The 19442-nt window shown below is 63.1% G+C and carries 17 protein-coding genes; 3 read left to right on the plus strand and 14 right to left on the minus strand.

Annotated features, from left to right (window positions below; genetic code table 11):
* Positions 1-27 precede the first annotated feature (27 nt).
* The 8 genes from MNR02_RS02675 to MNR02_RS02710 all read right to left on the minus strand — a co-directional run bounded on the left by MNR02_RS02675 (position 28) and on the right by MNR02_RS02710 (position 8717).
* Positions 28-345: a Dabb family protein gene (locus MNR02_RS02675; protein WP_241947995.1), complete on the minus strand. Its 318-nt coding sequence runs from the start codon at positions 343-345 to the stop codon at positions 28-30.
* 8 nt (positions 346-353) lie between these two features.
* On the minus strand, positions 354-2009 hold the full coding sequence (locus MNR02_RS02680) for a GMC family oxidoreductase (protein ID WP_241947996.1): 1656 nt from the start codon (positions 2007-2009) through the stop codon (positions 354-356).
* A 172-nt stretch (positions 2010-2181) separates the two neighbouring features.
* Positions 2182-2961, minus strand: coding sequence for a 3-ketoacyl-ACP reductase (locus MNR02_RS02685; RefSeq protein ID WP_241601699.1), 780 nt, complete (start codon positions 2959-2961; stop codon positions 2182-2184).
* Positions 2958-4466, minus strand: a complete 1509-nt coding sequence (locus MNR02_RS02690) for an FAD-dependent oxidoreductase (RefSeq protein ID WP_241947997.1) — start codon at positions 4464-4466, stop codon at positions 2958-2960. Before MNR02_RS02690 ends, MNR02_RS02685 begins: the two co-directional genes overlap by 4 nt.
* A 7-nt stretch (positions 4467-4473) precedes the next feature.
* Entirely contained in the window at positions 4474-5589 is a 1116-nt protein-coding gene (locus tag MNR02_RS02695; protein WP_241947998.1) for an ABC transporter ATP-binding protein, read from the minus strand.
* Between the two features lie 3 nt (positions 5590-5592).
* Positions 5593-6474, minus strand: a complete 882-nt coding sequence (locus tag MNR02_RS02700) for a carbohydrate ABC transporter permease (RefSeq protein ID WP_241947999.1) — start codon at positions 6472-6474, stop codon at positions 5593-5595.
* The gene (locus tag MNR02_RS02705) at positions 6471-7352 is read right to left on the minus strand and encodes a carbohydrate ABC transporter permease (RefSeq protein WP_241601703.1); all 882 of its coding nucleotides are present in this window, start codon (positions 7350-7352) and stop codon (positions 6471-6473) included. Before MNR02_RS02705 ends, MNR02_RS02700 begins: the two co-directional genes overlap by 4 nt.
* A 153-nt stretch (positions 7353-7505) precedes the next feature.
* On the minus strand, positions 7506-8717 hold the full coding sequence (locus tag MNR02_RS02710) for an ABC transporter substrate-binding protein (RefSeq protein ID WP_241948808.1): 1212 nt from the start codon (positions 8715-8717) through the stop codon (positions 7506-7508).
* Positions 8718-9170: 453 nt separating this feature from the next.
* On the opposite strand from MNR02_RS02710, the gene MNR02_RS02715 reads away from it, so the two are divergent.
* On the plus strand, positions 9171-10136 hold the full coding sequence (locus MNR02_RS02715) for a LacI family transcriptional regulator (RefSeq protein ID WP_241602516.1): 966 nt from the start codon (positions 9171-9173) through the stop codon (positions 10134-10136).
* 47 nt (positions 10137-10183) lie between these two features.
* On the opposite strand, the gene MNR02_RS02720 is transcribed toward MNR02_RS02715, so the two are convergent.
* Genes MNR02_RS02720 through MNR02_RS02740 form a run of 5 tightly spaced genes read right to left on the minus strand, consistent with a single transcriptional unit; the run spans position 10184 to position 16133 of the window.
* Positions 10184-11689 carry an aldehyde dehydrogenase family protein gene (locus tag MNR02_RS02720; RefSeq protein ID WP_241948000.1) on the minus strand — a complete coding sequence of 502 codons (1506 nt, stop codon included), beginning with the start codon at positions 11687-11689 and terminating at the stop codon, positions 10184-10186.
* Positions 11689-12468 carry an enoyl-CoA hydratase/isomerase family protein gene (locus MNR02_RS02725; RefSeq protein ID WP_241948001.1) on the minus strand — a complete coding sequence of 260 codons (780 nt, stop codon included), beginning with the start codon at positions 12466-12468 and terminating at the stop codon, positions 11689-11691. The genes MNR02_RS02720 and MNR02_RS02725 overlap by 1 nt, the downstream gene beginning before the upstream one ends.
* The gene (locus tag MNR02_RS02730) at positions 12461-14074 is read right to left on the minus strand and encodes an acyl CoA:acetate/3-ketoacid CoA transferase (RefSeq protein WP_241948002.1); all 1614 of its coding nucleotides are present in this window, start codon (positions 14072-14074) and stop codon (positions 12461-12463) included. The genes MNR02_RS02725 and MNR02_RS02730 overlap by 8 nt, the downstream gene beginning before the upstream one ends.
* Positions 14075-14094: 20 nt before the next feature.
* Complete coding sequence (locus tag MNR02_RS02735) at positions 14095-15096, minus strand: Gfo/Idh/MocA family protein (protein ID WP_241948003.1); 1002 nt, start codon at positions 15094-15096, stop codon at positions 14095-14097.
* Positions 15093-16133 (minus strand): LacI family DNA-binding transcriptional regulator, encoded by a 1041-nt coding sequence (locus MNR02_RS02740; protein WP_241948004.1) that lies wholly within the window; start codon positions 16131-16133, stop codon positions 15093-15095. Before MNR02_RS02740 ends, MNR02_RS02735 begins: the two co-directional genes overlap by 4 nt.
* Before the next feature lie 372 nt (positions 16134-16505).
* Here MNR02_RS02740 and MNR02_RS02745 point away from each other — a divergent pair, with 372 nt between their 5' ends.
* Together MNR02_RS02745 and ung are read left to right on the plus strand one after the other, a co-directional pair.
* Positions 16506-17672 carry a dihydrodipicolinate synthase family protein gene (locus MNR02_RS02745; protein ID WP_241948005.1) on the plus strand — a complete coding sequence of 389 codons (1167 nt, stop codon included), beginning with the start codon at positions 16506-16508 and terminating at the stop codon, positions 17670-17672.
* An 89-nt stretch (positions 17673-17761) separates the two neighbouring features.
* Positions 17762-18457: a uracil-DNA glycosylase gene (ung, locus tag MNR02_RS02750; RefSeq protein ID WP_241948006.1), complete on the plus strand. Its 696-nt coding sequence runs from the start codon at positions 17762-17764 to the stop codon at positions 18455-18457.
* Between the two features lie 15 nt (positions 18458-18472).
* On the opposite strand, the gene MNR02_RS02755 is transcribed toward ung, so the two are convergent.
* Complete coding sequence (locus tag MNR02_RS02755) at positions 18473-19423, minus strand: nucleoside hydrolase (protein WP_241948007.1); 951 nt, start codon at positions 19421-19423, stop codon at positions 18473-18475.
* Between the last annotated feature and the right edge of the window lie 19 nt (positions 19424-19442).

The following is a 19442-nucleotide window of genomic DNA, read 5'->3' on the forward strand; positions in this document are numbered from 1 at the left end:
TTCGACGTCGGACGATGCAAAAATGCTCTAGTCGCCCGTTTCGAGATCGTAGACGAGGATGCCGGCAACCCCGCCCTCGGCCGCCGCCACAAGCCGGCCACCGGTTGCCTTGTGCTCCGTGTCTTCAAGATACGCGTCGCGTGAGAAACTGTCGGCGAAATCGACGATGAAGCCGTCGGAGAAGCCTTTGTCCATGCCTTCTTCGGGGCTGACATTGGTGCCGATATGGACAGCAAGCATGCCCGGCAGGCGGTCCCTGAGGGTGTCGATCTCGTTGAACAGCTCTGTCTTATAGGCGGTGGAGATGGTCGGCTTGAAGCGGATGAAAACGCAGTGGCGGATCATGATCTTCCCTATCGGATATTGGCGCGCGCTCTGGGGCGTGCATCGTTGCGCTCATACTGAAAAACCTGGGCCGGCAGCGCCGGCAGGCCGCGGATGACATCGGCGCCCTTTTCGCCCACCATGATCGTCGGGGCATTGGTGTTGCAGGACGGAACGCGCGGCATGACGGAACTGTCGCAGACGCGCAGACCTTCAAGTCCCCGCACCTTCAGGTCAAGCCCGACGACGGCGTCGGCGCCCGTACCCATCTTGCAGGTGCCGACCGGGTGGTGATCCGTCTTGGCGTTGGCGCAGCCATAATCGAAGAGGTCCTCGTCGGTGACGAATTTCGGCCCCGGAAGCCGTTCGGCCATGACGAAGGGCTTCAGCGCGGCCTGCTGCATGATCTCGCGGGCGATCTTCAGGCCCTCGATCGACATCTTCCGGTCATGCGGGTCTTCCCAGTAGTTCGGGTCAATCAGCGGTGCGGCGGCTGGATCGGCGGACGAAAGCCGCACTGTGCCGAGGGAGCGGGGATGCAGGTAGGCCGAGTTCAGTGTGACACCGGCATTCTTCAGCTTTTCGACGCCCGCCTCGATGCCGGAGCCGAGGCCGAGATGGAACTGGATATCCGGCGAGCGCGCATCGGGATCAGCATACCAGAAGCCGCCGGTCTCGAAGAGTGACGAGGCGACGGGGCCGGAGCGGAACAGCACATATTGCAGGCCGGCCCAGACCGTGCGGTGCAGCTTGGCGACGCCGTCATAGGTATGGTCGCCGGTACATTCTGAAATCACGAACAGATCGAGATGATCCTGCATGTTGGAGCCCACGCCGGGCAGGTCGTGCTTCACCTGAACGCCGACTGATCGGAGGTGGTCCGCCGGGCCGATGCCGGATTGCTGAAGCAGTTTCGGGGAGCCGATGGCGCCTGAGGAGACCAGCACTTCGCGTTCGGCCCGGATGGTCTCGATGCTCGTGCCCGACACCACCTCGACGCCGACGGCGCGCGTTCCTTCGAGCACGACGCGGGCGACGCGGGCGCCTGTGCGGATCGTCAGGTTTTTGCGATCCTTGATTGTCGACAGATAGGCAAGCGAGGCGGAGGAGCGGCGGCGATTGCGCTGGGTCAGCTGGTAGAAGCCCACGCCGGCCTGCTGGCGGCCGTTGAAATCATGGTTGTAGGGAATGCCGAGTTCCTGGCCGGCTCGGATATAGGCGTCGCAGATCGGCAGCGCCGAGACCGGCATGGAGACGCCGAGCGGGCCGCCGTAGGAATGATAGTCGTCGGCAAAGCGCTGGTTGTCCTCGGCGCGCTTGAAGTAGGGCAGGATCTCCCGATAGCTCCAGCCCTCGCAGCCATCTTCGCTGGCCCACAGGTCATAGTCGGCGGCGTTGCCGCGGGTATAAAGCTGTGCGTTGATCGAGGAGCCGCCGCCGATGACCTTTGCCTGCGTATAGCGCAGGACGCGGCCCTTCATGTGCTTTTGCGGCACGGTCTCCCAGCCCCAGCTTGCAACGCCTTTGGTCATTTTCGCAAAGCCGGCCGGCATGTGAAACAGCGGGTTCCAGTCACCGCCACCGGCTTCGAGAAGCAGGACGCGAACGCTCGGATCTTCGGAAAGCCGGTTCGCCAAAACGCAGCCGGCCGGGCCGGCGCCAGTAATGATATAGTCGTAGGTCATGCCCTGGTCCTCAGAATGGTTCGGTGCCGTGGCGGTCGTGGGTTGCCCCCTCATCCGCCTGCCGGCACCGTCTCCCCGCAGGCGGGGCGAAGGAATTTGCCACGCCCTCTCGTATCTTTCGCCCCGCTTGCGGGGAGAGGGCGGGGTGAGGGGCACCCCCGCGCCGTGCCGTTCACAGCCGCCCGATCGAAAGTCCGCCGTCGAGATTGATCACCGAGCCGGTGGCGAAGGCGAATTTTCCCGTTGCCAGCGCTGCTGCGGCCGAACCGATATCCTCCGGCTCGCCCCATCGCTTCATCGGTACCAAGCCGCTCTCGATGAGTGCGTCGTACTTGGCGGAGACACCGGACGTCATGTCGGAGCGGATGATGCCGGGGCGGATTTCGAAGACAGAGATGCCGGTATCGGCGAGCCGCAGCGCCAACCCCTGGCTGAAGGCCGCGAGCCCTGCCTTGGTCATGCAGTAATCAAGCCGCTCGGGAGAGGTGAGGCTTGCCGAAACGGAGGTGATGTTGATGATCGAACGCGGTCCGGCGGCCTGTTTGGAATGCAGCATCGCCTTCAGCACGGCCTGCGTGAAGAAGACGGTGCCGCGCAGGTTGGTCGAAACGATCGTGTCGAAATGGTCCGGGGCGAGATCGAGAAAGTCGCCGCGCACGACGGAGGCGATGCCGGCATTGTTGACGAGGCAGGCAATCGCGCCAAGCTGGTCTTCAATAGCCACAACGGTCCGCGCATGGCCCGGGAGATCGGCAAGATCGCCCTTGACGTAGATGGCGCGCGCGCCGATCGCCGCAAGGTCGCTGATCACGCTTTCCGTCGTCGCATCGCCGTCGCCGATGCCGGTTATGGCGATATCGAAGCCTTCCGATGCCAGGGCCTTTGCGATGCCCAGGCCGATACCGCGGCGGCCGCCTGTGATGATGGCGACGGGTCTGTCCGGTGTCGTCATGCGGCCAGATCCCTGGATTGGATGTGATTGGCGACACGCAGCGCCTGCGCAGCTACCGTCAGCGCGGGGTTCACCGCTGCCGAGGTGGGCAGGTAGGAAGCATCCACCACGAAGAGGTTGGGATGATCATGGGCGCGGCACCAGATATCGAGAGGCGCCGTCGCCGGGTCATTGCCAATGCGCACGGTGCCGCACTGATGTGAAGGCGTGCGTTTGTCGAAGGCGCGCGCGAGCACGATGGGGAAACCGGCCTGCTTCAGCGCGGTCTTCAGTTTGGTCACAAGGTCGAGATGGGCCTGCCAGTTGGTCCGCGTCCATTTCATGACGATGCGGTCGCGATCCACCGTGATGCGGCTTTCGGGATGCGGCAGGTCCTCGCTCATGGCGTAGAAATCGATGGCGCGGGCGGCGACCTGCTCCAGCAGCCATTCCGGCGCGGAGGGCATGTTGGCCTTCAGGATTTTTCCCGATACGCGGCCGAGGAGCTGGACATTGCCGAGCGGAGGGCCACCGTTGCCATCCGACAGATAGTAGTCATTGAAGCCGAAGCTCTTCTGGTAGACCGAGGTGTTTCGGTAGAAGGGCGAGACGCCGATCACGGCGCTCGAATTGTGGTTCATGAAGTTGCGGCCGACCTGGTCGGAGCTGTTGGCGAGCCCGTTCGGGAAAGCTTCCGAGGCCGAGCGCAGCAGCAGTACGGCGGATTGCACCGCACCAGCCGACAGGATCACGAGTTTCGGTGAAACGCTTTCCGGCTGATCGCCGCGCATGTAGTGCACCGTCGAGATGGTGCGGCCATGCGCGGCGGTGGCGAGCCGGGTCACCCGGCAGTTCGTCCGCAATTCCACATTGGCATGTTTCAGCGCTTCGGCAAGGGCCGTGCTTTCCGCATCCATCTTGCCGTCATTGCTGTTCGGATGCGCATCCCATGGCGTCTTCGCCTTTGCCAACCAGCGGTCGATATCGACGCCGAGCGGCAGCGAATAGGGATGAAGGCCGTGCGCCTTCATTCTGGCGCGGACTTTCGCGATGGAAGGTTCGTCCGGCACGGGCGGAAAAGGATAGGGCGCGGAGTGGTGCGGCTCGGTGGGGTCTTCGCCCAGCGCGCCGCGCACATTGTAGAGTTTCTCCGCAGCCGAATACCACGGCTCCAGCTCTTCATAGGCGAAGGGCCAGGCGGGGGAGACGCCCTCGCTGTGGCGCATCTCCTCGAAGTCCTCCTTGCGGTAGCGCACCAGCACCGCGCCGTAGAATTTCGAGTTGCCGCCGACATTGTAGTAATTGCCGGGGTTGAAGGCGGTGCCGTCGGCCTCGTACCACATCTCCTTGGGGCGGAAATGGCCGCGCTGGAAAATCGCACGCTGGTCGCGGTTTTCCGGACGGTCTGACAGGTGGTCGCCCGCCTCCAGGATGACGATCCTTGCGCCCGTCGGGGCGAGGGCGGCGGCCATCGTTGAGCCGCCGATACCCGATCCGATGATGACGATGTCCGGCTGTGTTGTCATGGTCTGCTCAGGCGATGCGAAGCTGGTTTGCGGGATCGAAGAACACGGCCTTGTCGAGGTTGAAGGCAAGGCGCGCCGTCTGACCGGCGGCGATGCGCACATCGGCCCGCAGGCGTGCGACGACCTCCTTGCCGCCGAGATGCGTGACGGCGAAGGTGTCTGCGCCGGCCGGTTCCACCACCTCGATCAGGCAATCGCCTTCGCCGACAGTGCGGGCATTGCGGTCCGCGCCATCAGGATCGGTCAGGGCCTCGGGACGGATACCGAAGATCACGTCCTTGCCCTTGTAGGCGGCAAGTCCGCCCGGTGCGTTCGGCACGGACAATACCAGCGGGTCGGACTGATGGCGGGCTAGCGAAACGGCCACGCCGGAGCCGTCTTCCACGATTCGTGCCGAGAGGAGATTCATCGCGGGCGAGCCCATGAAATCGGCAACGAAGGTATTGGCAGGGTTGTTGTAGATTTCGGCCGGTGTGCCGAACTGCTGGAGAACGCCATCCTTCAAGACGGCGATCTTGGTGGCGAGCGTCATCGCCTCGATCTGATCGTGCGTCACGTAGACGATGGTGGTCTTCATGCGGTGGTGCAGGCGTTTGATTTCCGTACGCATGTCGACGCGCAGCTTGGCATCGAGGTTGGACAGCGGCTCGTCGAACAGGAAAAGCTTGGGGTCGCGCACCAACGCCCGGCCCATCGCGACGCGCTGGCGCTGACCGCCGGAAAGCTGGCCGGGCTTGCGGTCGAGCAGATGGCCGATCTGCAGCATGTCGGCGACCTGCTTGATCGCCTTTTCGCGCTGTTCTTTCGGCACGCCGCGAATTTCCATGCCGAAGGCGATGTTTCCGCCCACCGTCATGTTCGGATAGAGCGCGTAGGACTGGAATACCATGGCGATGTCGCGCTTGGAGGGATGCAGTCCCGCGACCGAGCGGCCATCGATGGCAATGTCGCCCGAAGTGATGGGTTCCAGCCCGGCGATCGTGTTGAGCAGCGTGGACTTGCCGCAGCCGGAGGGACCGACGAGCACGAGGAAGCCACCCTGCTCGATCTCCAGATTGATGTCCTTGAGGATTTCCAGCGCACCATAGGACTTGCGCAGATTGCTGATTTTCAGGAACGACATGGGCTATCCTTTCACGGCGCCGGACATCAGGCCGCGCACGAAATAGCGTCCGGAGACGACATAGACGATCAGAGTGGGGAGTGCGGCGAGGATCGCGCCCGCGAAATGCACGTTGTATTCCTTCACACCCGTCGAGGACTGGACGAGATTGTTGAGCGCCACCGTCATCGGCGTGGTGTTCGCGCCGGAGAAGGAGGCGCCGAACAGGAAGTCGTTCCAGATATTGGTGAACTGCCAGATGACCGAGACGACGATGATCGGGCCGGAGGACGGCAGCAGGATGCGGTAGAAGATCTGGAAGAAGCTCGCGCCGTCGATCTGCGCCGCACGCACCAGTTCGGTCGGGAAGTTTTCATAGTAGTTGCGGAAATAGAGCGTCGTGAAGCCGATGCCGTAGATGATGTGGACGAAGGTCAGGCCCCAGATCGACCCGGCGAGGCCCACCATGCCGAGAATACGCGCCATCGGAATGAGCACGATCTGGAACGGTATGAAGCAGGACAAAAGCAGCAGGCCGAAGAAGACATTCGAGCCTTTGAACTGCCACTTGGTCAGCACGTAGCCATTCAGCGCACCGATGATCGTGGAGATCGCCACGGCCGGAACGACCATCAGGATCGAGTTGATGAAGAAGGGGCGCAGGCCCGTCGGCTGCACGCCGATCTGGGCCGTCGACCAGGCGGAAATCCAGGGCTCGATGGTCCATCGCTGCGGCAGATTCAGCATGCCGCCCTGACGGATTTCCTCCAGCGGCTTCAGCGAATTCACCAGCATCACGTAGAGCGGCAGCAGGTAATAGACCGCAAACAGGATGAGGGCTGAGTAGATCAGCGCGCGCGTGAGCCTGTTGTGCGAGATGACGTTGTCGGGGCTGGAAACGCTCATCGGCCTTTGCCTCCGCGGATTTCGGAATAGAGGTAGGGGATGATGATCGAGAAGATCATGACCAGCATGATGATGGCCGAGGAGGCGCCGATGCCCATCTGGTTGCGGGTGAAAGTGTAGGAATACATGAAGGTCGCCGGCAATTCGGTCGCCTGGCCCGGGCCACCGCCGGTCAGTGCTACGACGAGGTCGTAGGCCTTGATGGCGAGATGGGCGAGCACGACGAAGGCCGACAGGAAGACCGGACGCATCAACGGAATGATGATGCGGCGATAGATGGTCGAGGTGGAGGCGCCGTCGATCTGCGCTGCCTTGATGATTTCGTTGTCGACGCCGCGCAGGCCGGCGAGGAACATCGCCATCACGAAGCCGGACGATTGCCAGACAGCTGCAATCACCACGCAGTAGATGGCGTAGTTGCGGTCCTTGATCCAGTTGAAGGCGAAGCTCTCCCAGCCCCAGAGATGCATGGTGTTCTCAAGTCCGATGCCGGGATCGAGGAACCATTTCCAGGCCGTGCCCGTGACGATGAAGGAGAGTGCCATCGGATAGAGGTAGATCGGCCGCAGGATGCCTTCGACGCGGATCTTCTGGTCGAGTAGGATGGCAAGCCCCAGTCCCAGCACCGAGCAGATGACGATATAAAGCGAGGCGAAGATCGCGAGGTTGGAAACCGCCCGCCACCAGTGCGGCAGCGCCCAGAGTTTGTAATAGTTGCTCAGTCCCACGAAATTGTAGGACGGCAACATCTTGCTGTCCGTCAGCGACAGGAAGCCCGTATAGGCGATGAAGCCGTAGACGAAGACGAGCACGATGAGGAAACTGGGTGCCAGCACAAGCTTCGGCAGAAGCTCCTGCAGCCGGCTTCGGCTATCCATGGTCGATACCACCGTTGAAATCGGGTTGCAGGGCGGCGCGTGGCCCCCTCATCCGGCTGCCGCCACCTTCTCCGCCGGGGAGAAGGGCTTTGCCGCGACGTTCAAGTTCCCTCTCCCCGGTGGGGAGAGGGTAGGGTGTGAGGAGCTACCTCCTTACTTCGCGGCCTCTACGGCGGACTTCAGTTCTTCGACGGCTTCCTCCGAGGAAAGCTCACCGTTGAACTGGCGGGTCACGACGTCATAGATCGCGTTCTTGACGGACGCCGGGTTGGCGTGGCCGTGGGCCATGGAGCCGTAGAGCGTGCCGTTCGCATTGGCTTCCGCGAGGTCCTTGATGGCCTTCTTGCCGCAGGCGTCGAAGGCTTCGTCCGAGACATCGGTGCGTGCCGGCGCGGAACCCTTGACGACGTTGAAGGCCGACTGGAATGCTGGGCTTTCGATGGCCGAGGCCATAACGAGCTGGGCCGGAACCTTGTCAGCAGCGACCTTGAACATGGCGAACTGGTCGGAGTTGAAGGTCACCGAGCCCTGCGTGCCCGGATAGCGCATGCAGACAAAATCCTCGCCGGGCTTCTTGCCGGCCTTGATGAATTCGCCCTTGGCCCAGTCGCCCATGAACTGCGCGCCGGCCTTGCCTTCGATGACCATGGCGGATGCCAGGTTCCAGTCGCGGCCCGAGAAGTTGTCGTCCACATAGGAGCGCAGCTTCGTCATGCGGTCAAAAGCTTCCTTCATCTGGGCGCTGCCCAGCGTTTCCGGATCGAGATCGATGAAAGCCTTCTTGTAGAAGTCGTTTCCGAACGAAAGCACGACCGCGTCGAAGATCGTCGCGTCCTGCCACGGCTGGCCGCCATGGGCGACCGGCGTGATACCCTGTTCCTTGAACTTGTCGAGCAGGGCGACGAGTTCGTCCCAGTTCGTCGGTTCCTTGCCGCCGGCCTTGTCGAGGGCCGCCTTATTGATCCACATCCAGTTGGTGGAGTGGACGTTGACGGGGGCTGCTATCCAGTGGCCGTCATACTTGGAGAACTGCTGCAGGGCAGTCGGGATGACCTTGTCCCAGCCTTCCTTGCTGGCCACTTCATCCAGGTTGCCGAGCGCGCCTTCCTTGGCCCAGTCGAGAATGTCGAAGCCGAGCATCTGTACGGCGGTCGGCGCATTGCCGGCCGTGACGCGGGCGCGCAGCACGGTCATGGCTTCCGTGCCGCCACCGCCGGCAACCGGCATGTCGGTCCAGGAAATGCCCTTGGTTTCAAGGTCCTTCTTGAGGACTTCGAGTGCGGCGGCTTCACCGCCCGAGGTCCACCAGTGCAGCACTTCCACATTTTCGGCGGCGCGAGGGGCAGTGCCGCCCAGGCCCATCATGACCGCGGCAATCGCGGTGGTGGTCACAAACTTGCGCATCGTTTTCCTCCCGGTTGCAAGTTCAAAGGCGAGAACCTCCTCCCGCCGATGTCCCCGACGCGCTTGGCGTCGGAATTGTCTCTCTGGCTCAATGCCGGTGTAATTTAAAACGTTGTAAATTTCCGAAGTCAAGTCGCCATGGCATGGCACCGCATCACGATTTCAGAAGGCTTTAAATTCGGGCTGACAGCCCGTTTTCAACGCAGCACGACATTTTGTGCGTCGCATTGCAATCGTTATAAATCCTGTGCATTGCAAGATTGCAGAGCTTCTGATGGCTCGGTATGGTACGGGCGATTGATCGTCCCCAGCCGAAGAATTGCAGCCGTGTCCCCAATCGAAAAGTCCGTCGCCCGCGAAACCGCTTCCAATATCTCCCGAGCGGGCAAGCCGACGCTTAAAACCATTGCCGAGATGACGGGCCTTGCCATTACGACGGTCTCGCGTGCGCTCGGCAATGCACCGCAGATTTCGGAGAGCACGCGCCGCCGGGTCCACGCTGTCGCCGCCGAAATCGGCTATCTGCCGGATCGCGCCGCCCAGCGCCTCAAGACTGGCCGCACCAACGTGATCTCCGTGCTGCTCGACCCGCATGAGGAAATCCTCGGTTTCGGCACCTCGATCATGCATGGTCTTGCCCGCGCGCTGCAGGCGACGTCCTACCACCTCATCGTCACGCCGAACTTTCTCGACGGCAGCAATGTCGATGCGGTCAACTACATCATCCGCAACGGCATGGCCGATGGCCTGATCTTTTCGCGCACCGAGCCCTTCGATCCGCGCGTGCGCTTGCTTCTGGAAAACGGCTTTCCCTTCGTGACCCACGGGCGCACGGAATTCTCCACCCCGCATGCCTTCGTCGACTATGACAACTTCGCCTTCGCTTATGAAGCGACCAAGCGGCTGATCGCCAAGGGCCGGCGCAAGGTCACGATCATCCTGCCCCCCAGGCGGCTGACGTTCCACCAGTATATGCTGCACGGCTTCATGACGGCCGTGCGCGAGGCGGGTGTCTCCTACGAGATTGCCGATGCGCTCGACCTCGACAGTCCTGCCGACATGATTCGCGACTATGTGCGCCGCCGCAGCGCCGAGCCCGATCCGCCTGACGGCTACACCTGTCCGGGGGAAGTCTCCGCGCTGGCCACTATTACCGGCATGAGCGATAACGGCTTCACGCTCTGCGCGGAATACGACATCGTCGCCAAGCAGACGTCGCGCCTGCTCAGTCAGATCCAGCCGAAGGTCGAGACGATCTACGAGGATCTGCCGGCTGCGGGCGAGGCGATGGGACGGCTGCTCCTGCGCCGCATTGCCGGCGAGAACGCCGAAGACCTGACCATGCTCCTGGGACCGCAGTTCGGCTTCCCGACGCCCTGAGCGGGCTGCACGGCCGGTCCCCTTCCTGGTTGTCGGGACGGATCTGCTCATCGCGGCATCCACCAGCCGGTGCGCGCGCCGATATGCATGTTTAGCGTCTTGGTCTCTGTGTAGTCCTCCACCGCATGGCGGCCGAGTTCGCGGCCGAGGCCGGACTGGCGATAGCCGCCGAAGGGCAACTCGGAGGCGCCGTCCATGAAGGTGTTCATCCAGACCGTGCCCGCGCGCACCTTGCGGCCGATGGTCAGGCAGGTGTCGAAATCCCGGCTCCAGACACCGGCCGACAGGCCGTAATCGATGGCGTTTGCGATGCGGATGGCGTCTTCCGTCGTATCGAATGTCAGTACTGAAAGCACCGGGCCGAAAACCTCTTCGCGGGCGACGGCCATATCGGGCTGCACGCCGGAGAGGATCGTCGGCGCCATAAACTGGCCGATGCCGAGATCGAGTGTGCCGCCGCCGAGTGCGACCGAGGCGCCTGCCTTCGACGCACCGTCGACATAGGCGCCGATCTTTTCGAGATGCTGTGGCGTGATGATTGCGCCGACCTGGGTCGTGGGATCGAGCGGATCGCCGACCTTGACCTTCTTTGCAAGCTCGGCGATGCGCGCCGTCACGTCATCGGCGATGGACGTGTGCAGGATCAGGCGTGAGCCCGCATTGCAGCACTCACCGGCATTGAAATAGGCGCCGAAGACTGCGGCGTCGATGAAGGCGTCGAGATCGGCATCCGGGAAGACGATCTGCGGGTTCTTGCCGCCGAGTTCGAGCGAAACCTTCTTCAGCGTTTGCGCCGCATTGGCCATGGTGAGACGGCCGACACCGGTGGAGCCCGTGAAGGAGACCATGTCGACATCGGGATGCGTCGTCATCGGCGCACCGACTTCCGGGCCGGTGCCGGTGACGATGTTGACGACGCCGGCGGGCACGCCGGCCTCGATGAGGATTTCGCCGAGAACCAGCGTGGAACCGGACGTCATTTCCGAGGGCTTCACGACTGTCGTACAGCCCGCCGCCAGCGCAAAAGGTAGCTTCTGGCTTACGATCAGGAAAGGGAAGTTCCACGGCGTGATGATGGACACGACGCCGATGGCCTCGCGCAGCACGACGCCGAGCGTGCCATCGCCAAGTGTGTTGTAGCTTTCGCCGTGCAGGTCGCGTGCGAGGGCCGCGGCATAGCGCCAGATATCGACGGCCCCGCCGAGTTCGGCCTTGGCCTGGCTGATCGGCTTGCCGCTTTCGATCGTGTCGAGAAACGCGAGTTCGTCGGCGCGTGCGGCGATGAGGTCTGCTGCCTTGAGCAGGATGTTGGAGCGCTCCGCCCCGGTCATGTTCGGCCACGGGCCATTGTCGAAGGCCTTGCGCGCGGCGGCGATGGCGCGCTCGGCATCCGCCTTTGTGCCGGCCGGATAGCGGCTGACGACGACGCCATGGCCCGGCGCGACGCGCTCGATTGCGCTGCCTGCGCCTTGCGTCCACGCCCCGTCGATCAGCATTCGGAAGTCGCGTGCCTTGAAATTGTCGAGCGCCTTCGGCCTTACATGCGCGGTCATCACCATTCTCCCTTGAAATCTGCGGGGCGCTTGCCCGTGAAGGCGGCGACGCCTTCCTTGAGGTCCCCGGTCTTGGCGACGAGGATGGAGCCAAGCGCTTCCACCGCCGCGCCATTGTCCTCACCGTTCGCAACGGAAATCATCAGTTTGGAAATCTCCGTGGCGGCCGGCCCGCGTGCGGCGATGCGGGCCGCATAGGATCGTGCCGCTTCGACGCCTGTGCCCGTTTCGACGACCTGATCGACAATCCCGAGGGCCATTGCCTCGACCGCCGTCAGGACCTCGCCGCCCAGCAGCATGCGCCGCACGGGCTGTGCGCCGAAGCGCTTGACCAGCCGTTGTGTGCCGGACCAGCCAGGCACCATGCCGAGACCAGCTTCCGGCAGGCCGATCTTCACCTGCGTTTCGGCGATGCGGATATCGGCAGCAGCCGCCAGTTCCAACCCGCCACCCAGCGCATGGCCGTTGACGGCTGCAATCAGCGGCATGCGCAGCGTCGCCAACCGTTCGAAGACCCGGTGGCCGAAGCGCACCCAGGCATGGCCGAACTCATTGGCCTCCATGCCCGCCCAGGCGCGGATGTCGCCGCCGGCGGAAAAGGCCTTGCCCTCGCCCGTGAGGATCGCGACGCGCACGGCGGCATTGGCTTCGACGTCGTCGCAGGCGGCGGAAAGCGCCTTCAGCATGTCGATATCGAAGGCATTCGCCTTTTCCGGCCGCGCGACGGTCATGATCGCAACGGCGCTCTCGATGCTGACTCTGATGCGCGGCTCAGCCATGGTCGTCCCTCGCCAGTGTTCGCGGGGCCTTCTGCGGCAGGGTCAGGCCGATCGGCGCGTCGGTGAAGAGCGCGGCATCCATAACCTTCACATCCGGTGAGACGATGAGATCGAATTCCGACTGGTCGAGAATATGAGCCTGGAGGTCGATGCCGGGTGCGATCTCTGTCAGCACGATACCGTCAGGTGTCAGCTTCAGCACGCAGCGCTCGGTGACATAGGTGATGTCCTGGCCCTGCGCTACGCCGCGTGGGCCGGAGAAGGTGACATGCTCGACCGCGTTCACCAGTTTTTTGAGCTTGCCTTCCTTTTCGATGACGAGCTTGCCATTCTCGATGGCCAGTTTCGCGCCGGCATTGAACATGCCGGAGAAGACGATCTTCTTGGCCCGCGCCGTGATGTCCACGAAGCCGCCGGCGCCGGCCGTTACATGCGGCCGGAAGGAAAGCTTCGAGACATTGACCGAGCCGTCCTTGCCGATTTCGAGGAAGGAGAGCAGCGAAGCATCGAACCCGGCGCCCTGGAAATAGGTGAACTGGTAGGGCGAGGGCATTAAGGCATCGGCGTTCGAGGCGCAGCCGAAGGCAAAGTCGAGCAGGGGCACGCCGCCGACCGCGCCTTGTTCGATCACCCATGTCACGGCACCGTGCAGGTCTTCTTCCAGCAGGATCCGGGGCACGTTGGCGGAAATGCCGAAACCGAGATTGACGGCGCTGCCGGCCTCGAGCTCCTGCGCGACACGCCGGGCAATGACCTTCTGGATGTTGAATTCAGGCACGCGGAATGTGTCCAGCGGCCGGAAGATCTCGCCTGAAATGGCGGGATCGTAGAGCGTCTGCGTCGTCTGTTTTTGGTCCGGATCGACGACGATATAGTCGACCAGCACGCCGGGTACGCGCACGTCGTGCGGCTTGAGTGCGCCATCCTTGGTGATGCGCTTGACCTGCGCGATGACGATGCCGCCGTTGTTGCGGGCCGCAAGCGCCTGGTCGAGCCCGCCGAGATAGGCGCCCTCGTGTTCATAGGTCAGGTTGCCGCGTTCGTCTGCGGTGGTCGCGCGAATGATTGCCACCTGCGGCGCGATGGCCTTGAAGTAAAGCCACTCTTCGCCGGCAAAGGTGATCTTCTCCACCACTGCCTCCTGCGCTGCGGCGGCATTCATGACGCAGCCTTCGCGGGTGGGATCGACAAAGGTGTCGAGGCCGACCTTGGTGATCACGCCGGGCCGCTTGGCTGCGGCCTCGCGGTGCATGTCGAAAAGGATGCCCGAGGGGATATTGTAGGCTGGAATCTCGTTTCCGGTGATCATCTGCCAGATCAGCGGCGGCTCGGAGGAGGAGGGGCCGGACGGATAGGAGCCGCCGATGATCTTCTTCAGTAGCCCCTTTCGGGCGATGTGATCGACACCCTTGATGCCGCTCATGTCCCCGGCTGCGATCGGATGCAGTGTGGTGATGTTCCTGGGGTGGCCGGTTTCTTCGAAACGCGCGCCGATCGCCTGCAACATGAGATCCGGGCAACCGAGGCCCGACGACGAGGAGACCGAAACGATGGCTCCGTCGGGGATGAGGTCTGCGGCCTCGCGTGGTGTGATATGCTTGCCCATCGTCTCTTCCGAATTCCGTCTCAAATGCCAGGCGCGATCTTGACCACGCCGCCGGTCCGCGCGGCTTCCACCACGGCAAGCCCCGTCGCCAGCGACCAGATGCCGTCTTTGCCGGTCGCGGAGGGCTTCCCGTTACCAGCGACGGCAGCATGGAAGGCCGAAAGCGCGGTTTCGTAGAGGTTCGCCTGGTCGAGCGGCAGGTCGTGCTCGCCATTCGCATCCCGCAGCGTTACCGAGCCGATCGCGCGCTGCGTCATGACGTTGCGGCCGATCAGCGAGCCTTCCGTGCCATGCACTTCAAGCCCGGTTTCAGCGAATTTCGTCGTGAAGCCATCGTGGAACTGAGCGATCACGCCATTCTGGAAGCGCAGCACGCCCATTACCGCATCTTCCAGTCCGCCCTTGCCCATGCCGCCGGCCTGCGAGAAGGCGATGGCTTCCACGGGGTTGCTGTCGAGGACGAAGCGCAGCGTATCCGCGTCGTGCACGGTAATATCGAGAATGACACCGCCGCCGGCTTCTGGCTTTTCGAGGCGCCAGCCTTGCAGATGAGGCGGCAGATAGACGGCATGGAAGACGCGGGCGGCCAGCGGCATGCCGATGCGCCCGGCCTTGATGGCCTCGCGCATTGCGCGGTGCGTGGCGGCGTTGCGCAGGTGGTGGTTGGTAGCCAGGACGACACCGGCATCCTCCGCGGCCTGCACCATGGCGCGGGCGTCGTCTAGCGACATGGCGAGCGGCTTTTCGCACAGGATATGCTTGCCGGCTTTCGCGGCGGCGAGCGCCTGGTCGCGATGCAGTTCATTGGTCGTGGAGATATAGACGGCATCGATCGCGGGATCGTTTGCCAGGTCGTCGAGCGATGTGACGGCCTTCGCGATGCCGTGGTCGTCGGCGTATTTGCGGCCGCGCTCGGCGCTGCTGCTCATTACGGAGACGACGTCGCCGCCGGTGGCGCGGATCGCGCCGATCATCCATTCATGGGCAATCGTGCTTGCCCCGATCAAACCCCACCGCGTCATGCAGACGTCCTCCCTGCTTTTTCTCCCGCGCCGCAGCTCTGGCGCACAACAAGGCGCACGGAACCGACGATCGCTTCGGGCTCCACCTTGCCCGTATTGATCTGCTTCAGCAGCAGTTGCGCGGCGCGCCGGCCCATGCCCTGCGGGTCGACGGAGACGGTTGTGAGCGCCGGCACGGCGGTTTCGGCCTCGATCACGTCGTCGAAGCCGACCACCGCAAAGTCGCGGCCCGGCTCCTTGCCGGCGGCACGCAGGCCGTCGCAGACGCCGAAGGCGGCCGCGTCGTTGAAGCAGAGAGCTGCCGTCGGCGGCGCGGGCAGTGACAAAGCGCGCTGGATGGCGGCGACGCCGCCGGCGCGCGAGGCCGTCGAGCCGATCACCAGCATATCCGGCGCCTCAAGTCCTGCTTCGGTCAGCGCATCGCGCCAGCCCTGAACCCGCTCCGCAAAGACCGTGGTGTTGGCGATGCCGCCGAGAAAGGCGATGCGGCTGTGGCCGAGCGAAACAAGGTGGGCGACGGCGGCCTTCGCGCCGGCATAGTTGTCGGAAACGAGGGAGGAGACCTTGGCGCCCACCACATTGCGCACCACGGATACGACCGGGATGCCACTGGCGGCCAGCGGTTTCAGGTCGGCGGCTTCCGTTCCCCGGGCGGGCGAGATGATCAGGCCGGAAATGCCGTGTTCGCGCATCGAGGCGACAACCTCACGCTGGTGATCCACGCTTTCGGCGGAATTCGACAGAAACTGCACATAGCCGGCGGATTGCATGACCATGTCCATGCCGACGGCGAGCTCGGCGAAGAACGAGTTGGTCAGGTCGTTCACGATGATGCCGATGATGCGCGACGAGGCGGACTGGCGCAGGTTGGCCGCGCCACGATTGTAGACATAGCCCAGCTCGCGGATGACCGCGTTCACCTTCGCGCGTGTCGTCTCGTTGACGAGGGGGCTTGCCTGCAGGACGAGCGAGACGGTCGACTTCGACACGCCGGCGGCGCGCGCAATATCGACAACGGTCACCCGGTTCCTGCTCACGGTCATCCTCCCTGCATCGGGCTTTGCGCTCGCTTGTTGAGGGGTAATTAATTGGATCGTTCCAAATCTGTCAAGTGCATTTTGGGTGAGTCTTGACCGTGGGCAAGCGATGAGTGAATTCGCCAGATATCGTGACAAGTGAACTCAGCGGCACCCAGCAAGCGCTATCGTAATCATCAGAGAGGCATCATAACGCTTGCGAATCCCGTAAACTGGCTTGTCGCCTTGCGGCGTTATGAGGCTCGTTAGCTGAAGCCGAAAGGGGATATGTCACCGCAAAGGGCGCAATGTCGCACGAAGCAGGTGAAGGAATAGTGCTTGAAATTTGGAACGATCTAAATTATTGCGCTAAAAAACCTTTGGGAGGATGTCGTGTCTATCAGCCTTTCCCTGCCGCGCGCCGATGGCGGCGTCGAAGCCTATGCCCTCTCGGGTACACCCACCGCGCGTCCGGCCTCAGCGCCATCATTCAACCGCATCGCCTATGCAGCCGCGCACGTGGTTTCCGATCCGCGCCGCGATGCCCTGCCCTGGGAGGCGCCGGCCATCGACTGGGAGCGTACGATGGCGTTTCGCCATCACCTCTGGTCGCTTGGTTTTCGCATTGCGGAGGCAATGGACACCTCGCAGCGCGGCATGGGGCTCGACTGGGCCGGTGCGCAGGAACTCATCCGCCGCTCGCTTGCCGAGGCGAAGACGGTGCCGGGCGCGGACCTCGCCTGCGGCGCCGGCACGGATCATCTCAACCCCGCGGATGCCCGTTCTCTTGATGATGTGATCGGGGCCTATGAGGAGCAGGTCGCCTTTGTCGAAAGGCATGGCGGTCGCGCCATCATGATGGCGAGCCGGGCACTGGCGCGCATCGCTCGCTCCCCGGACGATTATCGCAAGGTCTACGGTCGCATCCTCGGCCAGGCGAAGGACAAGGTCGTGCTGCACTGGCTGGGCGACATGTTCGACGCGCAGCTGCGGGGCTACTGGGGTTCGCAAAGCTTCGAGCCGGCGCTCGATACGGTTATCTCGATCATCGAGGAGAACCGCGCCAAGGTCGAAGGCATCAAGATCTCTCTTCTCGACAATGCATATGAGGTGGCGCTGCGCGATCGCCTGCCGGAGGGCGTGCTCTGCTTCACGGGTGATGACTTCAACTATGCCGAACTGATCGAGGGCGACGGGGTGAGGTACAGCCATGCGCTGCTCGGTATCTTCGATGCCGTCGCGCCACAGGCCTCGCAGGCCTTGGCGTCCCTTGCGGCTGGAGACGTCGCACGCTTTCGGGCCGTTATCGCGCCGACGGTTCCGTTGTCCCGCAAGATTTTCGAAGCGCCGACGCAATATTACAAGGCGGGTGTCGTCTTCCTCGCCTGGCTGAACGGCCATCAGGATCATTTCACCATGCCTGCCGGCATGCAATCCGCCCGCGGCGTCGTGCACTATGCGGATGTGTTCCGCCTCGCCGACAAGGCCAATGTGCTGGACAAGCCGGAACTGGCGGTCGCTCGCATGAAAAGCCTGATGACTGTGCTCGGCATTTCCTGAGATAGCTGTGGATGACCGGCCGTTTGGCCGGTCGATTGCGCCGTCAGACGCTAAACTTCGGTCATGGAATGCGTGACCTGGAGCAGGATATGACGGCTGGCGACGTGAAGATCGGCGAAAGCTGGAAGGCACCACTGGCGGCGGAATTCTCCAGTCCGTACATGGCCGAGCTGAAAGCCTTCCTGCTGGCGCAGAAGCAAGACGGGAAACGGATCTTTCCGAAGGGTGCGGAATATTTCCGGGCGCTCGATCTGACGCCGCTCGACGAAGTACGTGTCGTCATCCTCGGACAGGATCCCTATCACGGCGAAGGGCAGGCGCACGGCCTGTGCTTTTCGGTGCAGCCGGGCGTGCGCATTCCGCCCTCGCTCGTCAACATCTACAAGGAATTGCAGGCGGATCTCGGCATTCCCCCAGCGCGGCACGGCTTTCTGGAGCATTGGGCGCAGCAGGGCGTGCTGCTCTTGAACAGCGTGCTGACGGTAGAAATGGGCCACGCGGCCTCGCACCAGGGCAAGGGCTGGGAGCGTTTCACCGACGCGGTAATCCGCGCGGTCAATGAGCAGGAAAAGCCCGTCGTCTTCATTCTCTGGGGATCATACGCCCAGAAGAAGGCGGCCTTCGTCGATAGCCGCCGTCACCTCGTGCTGCGCTCGCCGCATCCTTCGCCGCTCTCGGCGCATAATGGCTTCTTCGGCACCAAGCCGTTCTCCAAGGCGAATGCCTTTCTCGAAAAACATGGCCGCAAGCCGATCGACTGGCAACTGCCGGCGACGCCTCAGTAGCGCGCCGGCCGTTTCTTAACGCACCAGCGTCTCGTCGAGCAGCGCCATCACCTTGTCCGCATCAATGCCGGTGCAGGCGTGCTGGCTGGGCAGGCCGTCCCAATCGCCCGGCGGGAACGCGCGGCCGTCCGGCTTCTGGATGGTCTGGCCATCCGCGATGCCGCCGGCCACGACGCGGATTGCGCCGCTTCGCGTGGTGAAGAGTTCCGGCGCCACGAGGTAGACGCAGGCGCAACTGTCATGCACCACCATACCCTCGTCCTTCACATGCCGGCCGTAGAAATCGATATAGAACTGCGAGATATCGGAGAGCAGCTTGAGGTGCCTGCCGTTGGCTGCGGTGAGTTCAGCCAGACGCTTGCGCGTCATCACGGTTTTCATCGTCACGTCGAGACCGACGACGATAACCTTCCAATGCGCGCCCATCACCACGTCGGCCGCTTCCGGGTCGCCGTGGATGTTGGCCTCGGCGGCGGGCGTGATGTTGCCGGGCACATCGAAGGCGCCGCCCATAATGATGACCTGCTTCACAAGGCCCGCGATTTCAGGGTCTTCCTTAAGGGCATCCGCAAGGTTCGACATGCGGCCGACGGCAATCAGGGTCACCTCGCCCGGATTGGCGCGAACGGTGTCGATGATGAAGCGATGGGCCGGACGCGGATCGATGGGAAGATCGATCGTCTCGGGCACGCCAATATTGCCCAGCCCATCATGGCCGTGGATCATCACCGGCCAGTCGGCGGTATTGCGCGCCGGATCGTAGGTCTGGCCGTTGCCCTTGGCGACGGGGGCACTGATGCCCCATTCCCGCTTGAGAAACAGCGCGTTGCGCGTGGTCGTCTCGATAGAGGCATTACCGAAGACGGTGGTGATGCCGATCAGGTCGATTTCGGGATGATTGTGCAGGAACAGCAGCGCCATGGCGTCATCGACGCCAGGGTCCGTGTCGAAAATTACCTTATGCATATGTTTCTCTGTCTTGTTT

The sequence above is a fragment of the Shinella sp. H4-D48 genome (genome assembly GCF_022637395.1).
GTDB classification, from domain to species: Bacteria; Pseudomonadota; Alphaproteobacteria; order Rhizobiales; family Rhizobiaceae; genus Shinella; species Shinella sedimenti.